At 62.8% G+C, this 11,788-nt stretch carries 13 protein-coding genes; 12 read left to right on the top strand and 1 reads right to left on the bottom strand.

Going from position 1 to position 11,788, the window contains the following annotated elements; all coding sequences use genetic code 11:
• Positions 1 to 57: 57 nt before the first annotated feature.
• Complete coding sequence (rpmH, locus tag ACEW8Q_RS16230; protein ID WP_373505099.1) at positions 58 to 192, bottom strand: 50S ribosomal protein L34; 135 nt, start codon at positions 190 to 192, stop codon at positions 58 to 60.
• 294 nt (positions 193 to 486) lie between these two features.
• On the opposite strand from rpmH, the gene ACEW8Q_RS16235 reads away from it, so the two are divergent.
• The 12 genes from ACEW8Q_RS16235 to pheT all read left to right on the top strand — a co-directional run.
• Positions 487 to 1,278 (top strand): TVP38/TMEM64 family protein, encoded by a 792-nt coding sequence (locus tag ACEW8Q_RS16235; RefSeq protein ID WP_373505100.1) that lies wholly within the window; start codon positions 487 to 489, stop codon positions 1,276 to 1,278.
• A complete protein-coding gene (locus ACEW8Q_RS16240; RefSeq protein ID WP_373505101.1) occupies positions 1,275 to 2,687 on the top strand; it encodes an NAD(P)/FAD-dependent oxidoreductase in 1,413 nt (470 codons plus the stop codon). The genes ACEW8Q_RS16235 and ACEW8Q_RS16240 overlap by 4 nt, the downstream gene beginning before the upstream one ends.
• Positions 2,684 to 4,159 carry a sensor histidine kinase gene (locus ACEW8Q_RS16245; protein ID WP_373505102.1) on the top strand — a complete coding sequence of 492 codons (1,476 nt, stop codon included), beginning with the start codon at positions 2,684 to 2,686 and terminating at the stop codon, positions 4,157 to 4,159. Before ACEW8Q_RS16240 ends, ACEW8Q_RS16245 begins: the two co-directional genes overlap by 4 nt.
• A gap of 118 nt (positions 4,160 to 4,277) precedes the next feature.
• Positions 4,278 to 4,829, top strand: a complete 552-nt coding sequence (gene infC, locus ACEW8Q_RS16250) for a translation initiation factor IF-3 (RefSeq protein WP_373505110.1) — start codon at positions 4,278 to 4,280, stop codon at positions 4,827 to 4,829.
• A 124-nt stretch (positions 4,830 to 4,953) separates the two neighbouring features.
• Complete coding sequence (locus ACEW8Q_RS16255; RefSeq protein ID WP_373505103.1) at positions 4,954 to 5,493, top strand: PepSY domain-containing protein; 540 nt, start codon at positions 4,954 to 4,956, stop codon at positions 5,491 to 5,493.
• The gene (locus tag ACEW8Q_RS16260; protein WP_373505104.1) at positions 5,493 to 6,158 is read left to right on the top strand and encodes a response regulator; all 666 of its coding nucleotides are present in this window, start codon (positions 5,493 to 5,495) and stop codon (positions 6,156 to 6,158) included. The genes ACEW8Q_RS16255 and ACEW8Q_RS16260 overlap by 1 nt, the downstream gene beginning before the upstream one ends.
• On the top strand, positions 6,155 to 7,465 hold the full coding sequence (locus tag ACEW8Q_RS16265; RefSeq protein ID WP_373505105.1) for a sensor histidine kinase: 1,311 nt from the start codon (positions 6,155 to 6,157) through the stop codon (positions 7,463 to 7,465). The genes ACEW8Q_RS16260 and ACEW8Q_RS16265 overlap by 4 nt, the downstream gene beginning before the upstream one ends.
• A 106-nt stretch (positions 7,466 to 7,571) precedes the next feature.
• Positions 7,572 to 7,775, top strand: a complete 204-nt coding sequence (gene rpmI / locus ACEW8Q_RS16270) for a 50S ribosomal protein L35 (RefSeq protein WP_373505106.1) — start codon at positions 7,572 to 7,574, stop codon at positions 7,773 to 7,775.
• A 15-nt stretch (positions 7,776 to 7,790) separates the two neighbouring features.
• Positions 7,791 to 8,147: a 50S ribosomal protein L20 gene (rplT, locus tag ACEW8Q_RS16275; protein WP_373505107.1), complete on the top strand. Its 357-nt coding sequence runs from the start codon at positions 7,791 to 7,793 to the stop codon at positions 8,145 to 8,147.
• A 156-nt stretch (positions 8,148 to 8,303) separates the two neighbouring features.
• A complete protein-coding gene (gene pheS, locus ACEW8Q_RS16280; protein ID WP_373505108.1) occupies positions 8,304 to 9,374 on the top strand; it encodes a phenylalanine--tRNA ligase subunit alpha in 1,071 nt (356 codons plus the stop codon).
• Positions 9,375 to 9,525: 151 nt separating this feature from the next.
• A complete protein-coding gene (locus tag ACEW8Q_RS16285) occupies positions 9,526 to 9,954 on the top strand; it encodes an endonuclease domain-containing protein (RefSeq protein WP_373505111.1) in 429 nt (142 codons plus the stop codon).
• The coding region (gene pheT, locus ACEW8Q_RS16290; protein ID WP_373505109.1) for a phenylalanine--tRNA ligase subunit beta at positions 9,951 to 11,788 on the top strand (1,838 nt) is incomplete at its 3' end. The genes ACEW8Q_RS16285 and pheT, both read left to right, overlap by 4 nt.

Here is an 11,788-nt window from a genome sequence, read left to right on the forward strand (position 1 = left end):
GCGGCAACGAAATCCTGCCGTCGCTTCAGGCGCTCCATGTCAGGGGAAGTCCGGCGCTCAGGCCGAAAGGCGCTTGCGGCCCTTGGCGCGGCGGCGGGCCAGCACATTGCGGCCACCGACGGTTGCCATACGGGCGCGGAAGCCGTGGCGGCGCTTGCGGACGATCTTGGAGGGTTGGTAAGTGCGCTTCACGTTCTTAACTCCGTAATGTGGCCCGGGGCCAATGATTTCAACAACATGGCCCTAAAACAGGTCATGCCCTGAGGAGATTTCTCTGTCACGTCAGGAATTTGACGGGGCTTATAGGGTGAAAATCGCAAGGAAGTCAACGCACCGGCGTCCCAGGCCCTGTCACGCTGGGCGCACGGCCGCTGAACTGTTGTCACGACACGGTGACACCCCCTACCCCGATCCGCCGCGATGGTCCATGTGTAACTCCAGCCTTGTAGCTTCACATTCAATGCACTGACAAAGAAACTGCTTTAGATGGAAAAGTCCAGCCCGGTACCGGGCACCGCCTCCGATCACGCCGGCCCGGTCCGACGGTGGCTTCCGGCTGCCGCCTTGCTGGTTCTCATTGGCGCGGGTTATGCGCTGGGACTGCATCGCTACATTTCACTCGCCGCACTGGCCGAGAACCGCGAAGCCCTCCGCACCTTCGTCGAGGGCAATCTCGCCTTCGCCCTGCTGATCTACATGGCCATCTATATCGCTGTCGTCTCGCTGTCGCTTCCGGGCGGTGCGGTGATGAGCATTGCCGGCGGCTTCCTGTTCGGCTGGATGCTGAGCGTACCGGCAACGGTGATCTCGGCCGTCATCGGATCCATCATCGTGTTCCAGATCGTGCGGACCTCCTTCGGCGCCGCTCTGGCCGAGAAAGCCGGGCCGCTGGTGCAGCGCCTGTCGCGCGGCTTTGCGGAGAACGCCTTCAACCTGCTGCTCTTCCTCCGGCTGGCGCCGGTCTTTCCCTTCTGGGCGGTCAACGCGGTTGCGGGCCTGTGCCGGGTTCCCCTCCGGTCCTTCATCACCGCGACCATCATCGGCATCATTCCAGCCTCGATCGCATTCGCCCTGATCGGGTCGGGGCTGGACGGCGTGATCGACACCCAGATGGCGGCCTACGCGGCTTGCGTGGCGGAGAAGGGCGCCTCGAACTGCAGTTTCACGCTGGAGGCTTCATCCCTCTTGACCCGTGAACTGATCCTCGGCCTCGCGGCGCTGGGCGCCGTCTCCCTGATCCCGCTCGCAGTGAAGTTCTGGAAGGCGCGGCGCACATGAGCAATCAACGTTTCGACATTGCGGTGATCGGCGCCGGCTCGGGCGGATTGACCGTTGCCGCGGCAGCAGCCCAATTCGGGCAGCGCGTTGTCCTCTTCGAGAAGAGCGAGATGGGCGGTGACTGCCTCAACACCGGCTGCGTTCCCTCAAAGGCGCTGCTGGCGGCTGCGAAACAGGCGCAGGCCATGAGGTCGGGCGCGCAATTCGGAATTGCCGCCGTCGAACCCCAGGTCGATTTCGCGGCTGTGCGGGCCCATGTGAAGCGCGCCATCGCCGCCATTGCCCCCAACGACAGTCAGGAACGCTTCGAGAAACTCGGCGTGACAGTGGTGCGGGCGGCTGCGGCGTTTCGTGACGCGCGGACGCTCGTGGCGGATGGCGTGCCCTATGAAGCGCGGCGGATCGTCATCTCCACCGGATCGCGCGCGGCGGTGCCTCCCATTCCGGGGCTTTCGGACATTCCCTATCTCACCAACGAGACGATCTTCGAAAACGAGACGCTTCCCGAGCATCTGATCATCATCGGCGGCGGCCCTATCGGGCTCGAAATGGCGCAAGCGCATCGCCGCCTCGGATCGCGCGTCACGGTGATCGAGGGCGCGGAGCCGCTGGGCAAGGACGATCCCGAACTCACAGCCGTAGTGCTGGCGAAGCTCAAGGCGGAAGGCATCGTCATTCACGCACGGACTGCGGTGGCATCCGTGTCCCAAGACTCAGGCGGGATCGCGGTCGAAACGGGCGCAGGCGTCATCACGGGCTCGCACCTGCTTGTCGCCACGGGACGGAAACCCAACATCGAGGGCCTTGGCCTCGAGGCTGCGGGGATTGCCTTCACGCCCAGAGGCGTCACGGTCAATGCCGGGCTGCGGACGAGCAACCCTTGTGTCTATGCCGTCGGCGACGTCGCGGGCGGCCTGCAATTCACCCATGTGGCGGGCTATCATGCGGGGCTCGTCATCCGGAACGCACTGTTCGGCCTGCCGGTGAAGGCCAACGCCATCATTCCCTGGGTCACCTATACTGATCCGGAGCTCGCGCATGCGGGCCTGACCGAGGCGCAGGCGCGGGACACCCACGGGACCGGGATCAAGGTGCTGCGCTGGCCGTTCCACGAGAATGACCGGGCGCAGGCTGAAGGCTCGACCGCCGGTTTCGTGAAGGTCATCACAACCTCAGGTGGTCGGATTCTTGGCGCGTCCATCGTGGGGCCGCAGGCCGGCGAGCTCATCCAACCCTGGGTTCATGCCATGTCGCGCAAGTTGAAGGTGGGCGCGATGGTGTCTCCGGTGGCGCCCTACCCTACGCGCGGAGAAGCCAGCCGCAGGGCCGCCATTACCTATTTTGCCGATTATGCATCCAATCCTGTCGTGAGACGCGTTATAAGGGTGATCAGTGCACTGAGACCATGACGGGAACAACAGAGACGCCGCGACGTGACAGTCCGGGCCTCCTGCGGGGGCTTTCCGGAAAGGTTCTCGCTTTGACCATTCTGTTCGTCATGCTGGGCGAAGTCCTCATCTTCCTTCCGTCCATCGCCAATTTCCGCATCCAGTGGCTGAAGGGCCGGGTGGCGCAGGCCGAGATCGCGGCACTTGCCGCCGAGGCCGCGCCCGACCGCATCCTGTCCAGCGACCTCCGCACCGAAATCCTGAAAGGAGCGGGCGTGCTGGTGGTTTCGCTCACGCGGGGCAACAAGCGGCAGCTGATCCTGAGGAGCGAAGGCGATCACATGATCGACGCCTCCTACGATCTCCGCTCGACGCGCTGGCTTGACGCCATCACCGATGCCTTTGGCACGATGCTGCAGACGGGCCCCCGTGTGATCGGTGTCATCGACTACCCACCGAACATGTCTGGCGACATCATCGAAGTGGCACTCCTCGAAGAACCGCTGCGCAAGGCCATGTATGGATATGGCATCAACATCCTCATCCTGTCGGTGATCCTGTCGGTCATCGTCGCCAGCATGGTTTTCGCGGCGCTCAACATCGTGCTGGTGCGGCCGATGAAACGGCTGACCCGCAACATGCTTTCCTTCCGCCAGAACCCGGAAGACTTGTCGCGCGTCATCGTACCCTCGGGCCGGCACGACGAGATCGGGCTGGCCGAACGCGAGCTGCACGACCTTCAGGCCGAGCTCGCCTCCATGCTGCAGCAGAAGAGCCGGCTGGCGGCGCTGGGCCTTGCCGTCTCCAAGGTCAGCCACGACCTCCGCAACATGCTGTCGTCCGCACATCTCATTTCCGACCGTCTGTCGATGGCAGAGGACCCGACGGTAAAACGCTTCGCACCGAAGCTCATCAGCAGCCTCGACCGGGCGATCGAGTTCCTGTCACAGACGCTCAAGTTCGGGCGCGCACAGGAACCGCCACCGGCGCGCGAGCGGCTGAAGTTGCGCGAGCTCGCCGACGAAGTGATCGACAGCGCCGTAGTGCAGGCCTCGAGCCGCGTGGTGCTGTTCAACCAGGTTCCAGCCGACACGCTCATCGACGCCGACCGTGAACAGCTCAACCGGGTGCTCACCAACCTGCTGCGCAATGCCATCCAGGCGCTGGAAGGCCTTGAGGACAACACCTCCGAAGGCCACGTCACCGTGCGCTCGTGGCGGGAGGGCAGCGTGGTGACGGTCGAGATCAAGGACAATGGACCCGGCATTCCGGAGCGGGTGCGCCCGCGCCTGTTCGAAGCCTTCCAGAGTGCGGCGAAATCGGGCGGCGTGGGACTGGGCCTTGCCATCGCCTCGGAGCTGATCCGCTCGCACGGTGGAGAGATCCGCCTTCACTCCACCGGCCCCGGCGGTACGGTGTTCCATGTGGTGGTTCCCGATGTCGTCGCGGAATTGCGGTCCGGACGGCGCGGCGAGCGCCAGAGGGCCGGTTGAACCCCTTTCGGATCGGCGCTTGACGCCGGACCCCCATTCAATGTCTATAGCGGTCGCAACCAAACAGGGGCCGAAATCATTTCTGCCCCGCCCAGCAGGAGCTATTGCCCACTTGAGCATGCCACCCCGGAGGCCAACTAATCGCGGAGCCGCCCCCCCGCAAAAGGAAGAAGGACACAGGATCAACCACCGCATCGACGCGCGCGAAGTGCGTCTGATCGCAGCAGATGGTGCGAATGTCGGTGTCGTGCCGATCCGCCAGGCCATCATGATGGCGGAAGAGGCCAATCTCGACCTGGTCGAGATCTCGCCCGATGCGAAGCCCCCCGTGTGCAAGATTCTCGATTACGGGAAGTTCAAGTTCCAGGAACAGAAGAAGGCCGCCGAGGCCCGAAAGAAGCAAAAGGTCATCGAGATCAAGGAGATCAAGATGCGCCCGATGATCGACGATCACGATTATGACGTGAAGATGCGGGCCATCAAGCGGTTCTTCGAAGAAGGCGACAAGGTGAAGATCACGCTCCGCTTCCGTGGACGCGAAATGGCTCACCAGGAACTTGGCCAACAGCTTCTGGACCGGGTCAAGAAGGATACCGTCGAGATTGCCAAGGTCGAATCCGAGCCCCGCTTCGAGGGCCGGCAGATCGTCATGGTTCTCGCACCTCGCTGACAAAACGCTGACAGGCGCGTTCACGGGCCTGTCAGATTGCATCAATTAGAGCTATTTTCACTTCCGCCGGAAACGCTTCCGTTCGGCTTGTTCTTGCCGCGTGTTGTTGAGTTGGAATCTTGAAATGGCCTCCCGCCGACTTTTTCTCGCACTGTTGCTCCTCGGGATCGCCGGTCCCGGGGCGACCGCTTCCTTTGCCAAGGACAGTGATGGTGGAGGTGAGGGCGGCGGCGGTGGGGGCGGCAAGGGTGGCAGCCGCGGCGACAATGATGGCGGCAAGGACGATAACGACAGGGACGATAGCGACAGGGACGACAACGACAGGGACAACAACGACAAGGATGACAACGACAGGGATCACAACGACAAGGATGACAACGACAGGGATCACAACGACGACAAGGATGACAACAAGGACAGCAAGGAGAAAGACGACGCAGGAAACCGCATCCGCGCCGCGGTCCGCCGCGGCGAGGCCGAGCCGCTCCGTGACATTCTCTTGGCCGTCCGCAAACGCTACAAGGGCGAGGTCGTCCGCATCCGCCTGACGGGCCGGGGACGCAACATGCAATACAGGATCCGTATCATCGATGCGAAGAACAAGCTGATTGAAGTCCGCGTCAATGCCAAGACCGCGCGGATCGTGGGAGCCTCTGGCCTCTGATGCGCATTCTGGTCGTGGAAGACGAAGCCCGGATCGCTCAGGACTTGGAAGAAGCCATCAACAGCAGCGGCTACGTTGCCGAAATCGCGACCGATGGCGAAGACGCCTGGTTTCGAGGTGGCACTGAAAACTACTCGTTGATCATTCTGGATCTCGGCCTGCCGAAGATCGACGGGATCACCATCCTCAAGCGCTGGCGGCAAGAAGGCGTGACCACACCCGTGCTGGTGCTGACCGCGCGCGGCACCTGGACGGACCGCGTGGATGGCATCGATGCCGGTGCCGACGACTACCTCCCCAAGCCCTTCCGTATGGAAGAACTGTTGGCCCGGGTGCGAGCCTTGTTGAGGCGCTCGGCAGGACGGGCGGAGCCGTCGATCTCGGTCGGCCGCATCATCCTCGATCCCCGGACACGGCAGGTGACGGTCGGCGGCATCCCCGCGAGCCTGACGCCACTTGAATTCAGGCTTCTCAACTACCTGTTCCATCACCGCGGCAAGGTCGTCTCGCAGGCCGAACTGAGTGAGAACCTCTATTCCCATGACAGCGAGCGCGATTCCAATGCCATCGAGGCGCTGGTCGGACGGCTTCGGAAGAAACTGAAGGCGGATGTCATCGAGACGCGCCGCGGCTTTGGATATATCGTTCCCGCCGCTATCCCATGAAGAAAGGCTCGCTGCGGCTCAGGCTGTTCGTCGCCGCAGCCATTTCGATCGCCGCCGCCCTCTCCCTCACCGGCTTTGCTCTCGTTCGGCTCTTCGAGGCGCAGGTCCGCGAGCGAGTCATCACCGGCCTCGAAAACGACCTGCTGCAATTGGCGGGCTCCATCAGCGTGGCGGAGGACGGCACGATCAGTGCCGGAAAGGCGCTTTCGGACCCGCGGTACCAGGAGCCCTATGGCGGGCGTTACTGGAAGATCGAGTTCATGCCCGCGCCCGGCCAGGCGGCGCCAGAGTCCATGCAATCGCCCTCGCTGTGGGACTATGACCTCGATTCCGCCAATCCCATCGGACCCGAGGGCGAAGCCCTGGTGTTCGCACGGCGTGAACTGAGCATCGACCGCAACGGCAAGCCGCTGGAACTGACGCTGATCGCCGCGGCTCATGAGCAGGAGGTGCAGCGGCCGATCGAGGAGCTTCGAGACCAGCTCATCGTGTCGCTCGGCATCATCGGGTCTATCCTGTTACTCGGCGCGTGGCTTCAGGTGACAGTGGGCCTGAGGCCCCTGCAGCAGCTTCGCCAGAAATTGGCCGACATCCGCACCGGACAGGCGAGCCGGCTTTCAGGTCCGTTTCCCGACGAGGTTTCACCTCTGGCAGGCGAGCTGAATGATGTTCTCGATCTCCGGGACCAGTCACTGGAGCGCGCGCGGCGACGAGCAGGCGACCTCGCGCACGGCCTCAAGACGCCTCTCACGGTCCTCTCGTCCATCGCCCGCGACCTCCGCAAGGATGGGCGCATGCAGCAGGCCGACGACATCGACGAGCAATCGGACGCAATGCTGCGCCATGTGGAGCGTGCTCTTGCCCGGGCGCGGCTTTCGAGCGGCAAGGGTCACGCGGCGACCGGGCTGAAGCCGGTGGTGGAGCGCGTGATCAAGGCATTGGAGCGGCTGCCCGGCGGGGATGACCTCGACTTCGATGTCCATGTCCTGAACGACGTGACCGTGCCGATGGAGCATGGCGACCTGACAGAGCTTCTCGGCAATCTGCTCGACAATTCCCGAAAATGGGCCAAGGCCATGGTCCGGGTCCGCTATGCGCCGCCCTGCCTGGTCATCGAGGATGACGGGCCGGGCGTACCTGACGAGAACCTCAAGACCATTTCGGAGCGCGGCCGAAGGCTCGATGAATCGAAGCAAGGCTCGGGACTGGGACTCTCCATCGTCGAGGACATTGCGGATATCTATGGATTGACGGTCACCTACGGGCGCTCGCCGCTGGGCGGGCTCATGGTCGAAATCCGCGTCTGACTTGCTTTTCTGGCCCACTTTTGCTTAATCAGCCTCGTTCAAGCCGCCTGGCCTGTAAAGGGCATGCCATGGCGGCTTATCTAATGCTTTGAAAGGAAAAGCCAAAATGCCCAAGATGAAGACCAAGTCCTCGGCCAAGAAGCGGTTCAAGGTTACCGCGACGGGCCGGATCAAGGCTGGTGCCGCTGGAAAGCGCCACGGCATGATCAAGCGCACCAACAAGCAGATCCGCAATCAGCGCGGCACGATGGTTCTGGCACCGGGCGATGAACGCCTCGTCAAGATCCACATGCCCTATATCGCCAAGTAAGCGGAGTACTGACCCATGCCACGTTCAAAGGGCGGTACCGTTGCCCGCAAGTCCCACAAGAAGGTGATCAAGGCGGCGAAGGGCTATTTCAGCCGCCGCAAGAACATCTTCCGCGTCGCCGTTCAGGCTGTCGAGAAGGCTCAGCAGTATGAGTATCGCGACCGCCGCACCAAGAAGCGCAATTTCCGCTCGCTGTGGATCCAGCGCATCAACGCCGCGACGCGTGAACTCGGCCTCACCTATGGCCGATTTATCTATGGCCTGGACAAGGCCGGGATCGAGGTGGACCGCAAGGTCTTGGCCGATCTCGCCGTGAATGATCAGGCCGCCTTCGCCGCTCTCGTCGAGAAGGCAAAGGCCGCGCAGGCTTGATTGCATGTGCCGGAAAAAGTGCGAAGCGCTTTTCCGATAGGCACAGGCAACACTAAGCCTTCAGGTTTTCACGTCGAATTCCGAATGCCTTGACCGGGCCATCGGTGTCTTTCACAGGCACCCGTGCCCGGTCATATTTTTTTCCAGAGGAACCCCATGAGTCTCTCAGACCTCGAAAAGGACATCTTGGCTCAGGTCGAAGGCGCCACCGACGAGGCTTCGCTTGAAGCCGTCCGCGTGGCCGCCCTCGGCAAGAAAGGCTCGATCTCGGAGCGCATGAAAAGTCTGGGCGGCATGAGCCCGGACGAGCGCCGCGAGGCGGGTGCGGCCTTGAACGTGCTGAAGGACAAGGTTGCGGAAGCTCTCTCGACACGGAAGGCCAAGCTGCAGGAGATCGCGCTCGAGGCACGGCTCGCATCCGAGAGAATCGACGTGACGCTCCCCGTCAGGCCGCAGAACTCAGGCACCGTGCATCCCGTCTCACAGGTGTGGGAAGAAGTGGTCCAGATCTTCGGAGATCTCGGCTTCTCGGTGGCGGAAGGCCCGCACATCGAGGACGACTTCCACAATTTCGATGCGCTGAATATTCCGCCCGAGCACCCGGCACGGCAGGAGCACGACACGTTTTTCTTCAACGAGAAGGCGGACGGCTCGCGCATGTTGCTGCGCACGCATACGAGCCCGGTGCAGATCCGCACCATGCTGGCATCGAAGCCGCCCATCCGCATCATCGCGCCGGGGCGCACCTTCCGCTGCGATTCCGACATGACGCATACGCCGATGTTCAACCAGGTCGAGGGCCTGATCCTCGACGAGACGACGACACTCGCCAATCTCAAGTGGATTCTGGCCGAGTTCTGCAAGGCGTTCTTCGAAGTGGACGATGTGAAGATGCGCTTCCGCGCCTCGCACTTCCCTTTCACCGAGCCGTCGATGGAAGTCGACATCCAGTATTCCCGCGAAGGCGGGCAACTGAAGATCGGCACCGGCGACAAGTGGCTGGAGATCCTGGGCTCGGGCATGGTGCATCCGAACGTGATCCGTAGCGGCGGCATGGACCCCGAGAAGGTTCAGGGTTGGGCCTTCGGCATGGGCATCGACCGCATCGCGATGCTGAAATACGGGATTCCGGATTTGCGCGCCTTCTTCGAGGCGGACCTCCGCTGGCTTCGCCACTATGGCTTCAAGGCGCTGCAAGTGCCGACGCTCAGCGGTGGGTTGTCGTGATTACTCCCGGGGTCCCTCACCTATCTCATCGCTTTTGCGACGGGCCCCTTTCCTCTCCCGTGCTGCGGGAGAGGACGTCCTGGTCTTCTCCCGTGCAACGGGAGAAGAAGGGGACCCATTGCGCAGCAATGGGGGAGATGAGGGGCCGCAAATGAGAGAAGGGCAGAAGACGTTCACGGCGCGCCGTCTCCGCAGGGATGAGACCTTTGCGGAGAAACGCCTATGGGAACAGTTGCGCAACCGCGCGCTGGATCGATGCAAATTCGTGCGCCAGGCTCCCGTTGGACCATTCATCGCAGATTTCCTGTGCCGCGAGATGAAGCTCATCGTCGAAGTCGATGGCGCCACTCATTCCACCTTGGAAGAGATTACACGCGATCACAGCCGAACGGACGCACTCAAGAAGCTTGGCTATTCGGTGCTCCGTTTCCAGAACGATGATGTCATCAACGGCATGGATGACGTGCTCGGCTTGATCCATGGCGTCCTCACCCTTTGTCCCTCACCTCCCCCGGCGCAATACGCCGGGTCCCCTTCCTCTCCCGCAGGCGGGAGAGGACCAAAGGAAAATCACTCATGAAATTCACCCTCTCCTGGCTGAAAGAATATCTCGATACCACTGCCTCGCTCGACGAGATCTGCGAAGGGCTGGTCGGCGTCGGCCTCGAAGTGGAAGAGGTCTCCGACATGACCAAGGCGCTGGCCCCCTTCAAGGTGGGCTATGTGCAACATGCGGAGAAGCATCCCAATGCCGACAAGCTGAGGCTCTGCAAGGTCGAGACCGACACCGGCATGATCCAGGTGGTGTGCGGCGCGCCCAATGCTCGGACCGGCATCAAGGGTATCATCGCGCTTCCGGGCCACTATATTCCCGGCACGAAGATCACGCTGGAGACCGGTGTTATCCGTGGCTCCGAGTCGCAAGGCATGCTGTGTTCGGAACGCGAGCTGCTGATCTCGGAGGAACACAACGGCATCATCGAAGTCGATGCGAGCTGGCCCATCGGCACGCCCGCCGCCGTGGCGCTGGGCCTCGATGATCCGATGATCTACGTGAAGGTGACGCCGAACCGCCCCGATGCACTTGGGCTCTACGGCATCGCGCGCGACCTTGCTGCCAAGGGACTGGGCAAGCTGAAGCCGCTTGATTCCGGCAAGGTGGAAGGCAAGTTCGACTCGCCCATCACGGTGTCGCTCGATTTCGCGGACGGCGATACGAAGCCCTGCCCGCTGTTCGTCGGGCGCACCATTCGTGGCGTGAAGAACGGGCCCTCCCCGCAATGGCTGCAGCGCAGATTGCGGGCCATCGGGCTGCGCCCGATCTCGACGCTTGTGGACATCACCAACTACATCACCTTCGCCTATGCGCGGCCGCTGCATGTGTTCGACGCCGACAAGGTGAAGGGCAATATCCGCGCGCGGCTGGCGAAGGATGGCGAGACGCTGGAGGCGCTCGACAACAAGACTTATATACTAAGTGCCGACATGACGGTGATCGCGGATGACGCAGGCCCTGAGGCCATCGCCGGCATCATCGGCGGCATTCCTTCGAGCTGCACGGATGAAACCGTGAACGTGTTCCTCGAAGCGGCCTATTTCGACCCGCTGCGCACGGCGGCGACCGGCCGCAAGCTCGGCGTCACCTCGGATGCGCGCTACCGCTTCGAGCGTGGCGTCGATCCGGCCTTCACGCCCACAGGTGCGGAAATCGGCACGCGGATGATCCTCGATCTCTGCGGCGGCGAAGCCTCGCATGTGGTGATGGCAGGTGCCGTTCCCGATACATCGCGTAGCTTCAGCCTGAGGAAGACGCGCGTGAAGACCCTTGGCGGTGCCGACGTTCCACTGGCACAGCAAAGGCAGATCCTGAGCGATCTCGGCTTCGGCGTCGCCGAGACGGCGGACACGCTGGATTGCTCGGTTCCCTCATGGCGGCCTGACGTTCACGGCGAGGCAGACCTCGTGGAAGAGGTCTGCCGCATCTTCGGCCTCGACAATATCCCGCCTCAACCCATGGACCGCCCGAGCGCCATCGCGAAGCCGGTGCTGAACCCGCTGCAGAAGCGCATGCTCAGCAGCCGCCGGATGCTGGCCACGCGCGGCTTCAACGAGGCGATCACCTGGGCGTTCCTGCCCGAGGACCATGCGAAGCTGTTCGGCGGCGGACAGCCGGAACTGAAGCTCGCCAATCCGATCTCGTCGGAACTCTCCGACATGCGGCCCTCGCTGCTTCCGAACCTGATTGCCGCCGCGGGCCGCAACATGGACAGGGGCTTCGCCGACATGATGCTCTCGGAAGTGGGCCACGCCTATGCCGGTGATCGTCCGCAAGACGAGACGCTGCGGGCCGCTGGCATCCGCCGCGGCGCCTTCACGGGCCGCAACGTGCATGGCGGTGCCCGTGCCGTCGATGC

This window comes from Aestuariivirga sp., assembly GCF_041738905.1.
GTDB lineage: Bacteria > Pseudomonadota > Alphaproteobacteria > Rhizobiales > Aestuariivirgaceae > Aestuariivirga.

What these genes read in the sequence shown, in the direction of transcription:
- ACEW8Q_RS16235 (WP_373505100.1), top strand. Translation starts at nt 487, where the DNA reads ATGGAAAAGTCCAGCCCGGTACCGGGCACCGCCTCCGATCACGCCGGC.
- ACEW8Q_RS16240 (WP_373505101.1), top strand. Translation starts at nt 1,275, where the DNA reads ATGAGCAATCAACGTTTCGACATTGCGGTGATCGGCGCCGGCTCGGGC.
- ACEW8Q_RS16245 (WP_373505102.1), top strand. Translation starts at nt 2,684, where the DNA reads ATGACGGGAACAACAGAGACGCCGCGACGTGACAGTCCGGGCCTCCTG.
- infC (WP_373505110.1), top strand. Translation starts at nt 4,278, where the DNA reads ATGCCACCCCGGAGGCCAACTAATCGCGGAGCCGCCCCCCCGCAAAAG.
- ACEW8Q_RS16255 (WP_373505103.1), top strand. Translation starts at nt 4,954, where the DNA reads ATGGCCTCCCGCCGACTTTTTCTCGCACTGTTGCTCCTCGGGATCGCC.
- ACEW8Q_RS16260 (WP_373505104.1), top strand. Translation starts at nt 5,493, where the DNA reads ATGCGCATTCTGGTCGTGGAAGACGAAGCCCGGATCGCTCAGGACTTG.
- ACEW8Q_RS16265 (WP_373505105.1), top strand. Translation starts at nt 6,155, where the DNA reads ATGAAGAAAGGCTCGCTGCGGCTCAGGCTGTTCGTCGCCGCAGCCATT.
- rpmI (WP_373505106.1), top strand. Translation starts at nt 7,572, where the DNA reads ATGCCCAAGATGAAGACCAAGTCCTCGGCCAAGAAGCGGTTCAAGGTT.
- rplT (WP_373505107.1), top strand. Translation starts at nt 7,791, where the DNA reads ATGCCACGTTCAAAGGGCGGTACCGTTGCCCGCAAGTCCCACAAGAAG.
- pheS (WP_373505108.1), top strand. Translation starts at nt 8,304, where the DNA reads ATGAGTCTCTCAGACCTCGAAAAGGACATCTTGGCTCAGGTCGAAGGC.
- ACEW8Q_RS16285 (WP_373505111.1), top strand. Translation starts at nt 9,526, where the DNA reads ATGAGAGAAGGGCAGAAGACGTTCACGGCGCGCCGTCTCCGCAGGGAT.